Source organism: Leuconostoc sp. BM2 (assembly GCF_002095565.1).
In the GTDB taxonomy this organism is placed as follows: Bacteria; Bacillota; Bacilli; order Lactobacillales; family Lactobacillaceae; genus Leuconostoc; species Leuconostoc falkenbergense.
Genome location: NZ_MOWQ01000073.1, coordinates 1 through 2,544 on the forward strand (window position 1 = coordinate 1; position 2,544 = coordinate 2,544).

At 38.6% G+C, this 2,544-nt stretch carries 2 protein-coding genes; both read left to right on the forward strand.

What is annotated here, in order from left to right:
- A partial coding sequence (locus tag BMG01_RS10275; protein WP_233127303.1) for a phage N-6-adenine-methyltransferase occupies window positions 1–228 on the forward strand: 228 nt, incomplete at its 5' end.
- A gap of 8 nt (window positions 229–236) precedes the next feature.
- Window positions 237–2,544 (forward strand): phage/plasmid primase, P4 family (locus BMG01_RS10280; protein WP_084013488.1); only part of this gene is annotated, 2,308 nt, incomplete at its 3' end.

A 2,544-nucleotide genomic window follows, 5' to 3' on the forward strand; every position in this document is an offset into this window, starting at 1 on the left:
CGACATATCGGCGAGTTTATCAAAAAAGCGTATGAAGAACATTTGCGTGATCCAAATAGATTTATCGTGATGTTGATACCATCGAGAACTGATACAAAGTATTGGCATGAGTACATTCAGGATAAGGCGACAGTTAAATTTATTAAGGGACGTTTGAAATTTGAAATTGATGGGGAAACAATGGATGCAGCACCATTTCCAAGCGCGCTGATAATATACGGATTATAGGAGACAACATGAGTTATACAGACATACCGCAAGAACTGCGAGACCTAAGGCAATGGGGGCTGTATCATCGGATTTGGCAACCAAGTAAAAATAAATATACCAAAGTACCTGTTGACCCTTATAGTGGTGGCGCTGGTAAGTCTAACGACTCTAGTACGTGGTCTGACTTCGCAACAGCATCAAATGCTATGGAACACTTTGCTAACGCTGATGGTTTGGCTTTCTACTTTGCTAACGGTTATTTTGGAATTGACATTGACCATATTAAGTCAGATGTTGACGGCTTTATTGAAGGTGATCGTGATAATAATATCGTCGATGAGTTTGTTAGCTCAACACAATCTTACACAGAGAAGTCTATGAGTGGTGAAGGCATTCATATCATTGCCAAAGGAAACCTACCAGAAGGGCAACGCCGACATAACAACTTTGAAATGTATGATAATGGACGTTTCTTTGCGCTCACAGGTGACACAATCACAAAATCAGAATCAATTATGAAAGTGCCTGATGAAGTTATTGGTCGCTTACACCGTAAGTATTTTATGAAAGCAAGTAAAATCAACGTTGATTTAGGTGTGGTCGATAATACAGTTACTGAAAGAATTGATACACCAGCCTTGCTAGAAATGATGTACTCAAGCAGTGCCGGTGTACGCATTAAACATTTGATTGACGGTGGTTGGGAAAATGATTATGCGAGCCAATCAGAAGCTGACTTAGCACTAGCTAATTACTTATCATTCTGGACCGGACGAGACTTTGCACAAATGGACGAGATATTCAGAGATTCAGTCTTGTTCCGTGATAAATACAATGAGAAGCGTGGTCAGACTACTTACGGTATTGCATTATTGACTAAGGCTATTTCTGAACAAACAGAGGTCTATCACGGCAAAAACTTGAAACCATTAATTGATTTAGATGATTTGCCAACATTTTTAACAGGCAATGCAGAAATTGTTGCTGAAAAAGACGACAGTCCAAAACAAAAGTTCTTTTCTTATGATGACACAGGACTAGCAGAGCGTTTTCAGTATTATTATGGTGATAACTTTTTGTACGATACAATCACGCGTAAGAGCATGTATTATGACGGTCAAGTGTGGCAAGAAGATAATTACCGATTGCTAGAAAAAACGATGAATAAAACAGTTGATCGTATTAAGGAAGAACCAGAATTTACGATTGCCCCAGAAAACATGGGTGATAGCAATAAAACACCTGATGAATTGAAAGCTGCATTCAAAAAGAAGTCACGGTCACACAGTGCTAAAGAAAATGCAATCAAAGAGCTTCGCAATTTAATCACGATAACAACAGATGATTTTGATAAAGAATTGAGCATTCTTAACACGCCAAGTGGTGTACTTGAATTGACTAGTGGAGCGGTTAAAGAATCTACCCACGAGGATAGATTCACTAAAATAACTAACGCTGAATATAATGATAAAAAAGCACCAGAACGCTGGTTAGCATTCTTAGAGCAAACTTTTAAAGGCAATGAAGAGTTAATTGAATTTACACAACGAGCATTGGGTTATGCAGCTACTGGAACAATGGACGAAGAAGTGATGTTCATATTGCACGGTAATGGTAAAAACGGTAAATCTGTATTTATGAACACGATTGATTATGTGTTGGGAGATTATTCAATTAACGTTGATCCAGAGACAGTATTTGCCAGTCGTTCACGAAATTCAGGTGGTCCAAGCGGTGATATTGCACGAATGAAAGGCGCACGTCTAATGGTTCTATCAGAGCCAGAAGAAGGTAAACCACTTGCTGAAGGTCTCATTAAGAAAATTACCAGTAAAGATACTATCACGGCTCGTAAGCTACACAGTAATGAAATTGAGTTCAGACCAACTGGAACAATCTTCATGATGACTAACCACAAGCCAATTATTAACGGTACCGACGACGGTATTTGGAGACGTTTGATTTTTATTCCATTCAGAAATCAAGTGAAAACTGAAAATATGGATAAAAAGTTGGAAGATAAGTTGCGTACGGAAGCTGATGCAATCCTTGCATGGATTCAAGAAGGCACAATGAAATGGCAACGTGACGGACTTAATCCACCTCCGGTTGTTTTGAATGAAACCAATGAATACCGTGATGAAATGGACGATGTGCAGTCATTCATTGAGGAGTATTTTGATTATTCAACTGATGAACGCACAGAGTTTAAAGAAATTGCAACACGCTTTGATACGTGGAAAAGGTTACACGGTGTTGATATGACTAACAAAAAGTTAGGTCGTGAATTGGGAACTAAATTTGAGAAGAAAAGATCACACGGTAAGGTTTACT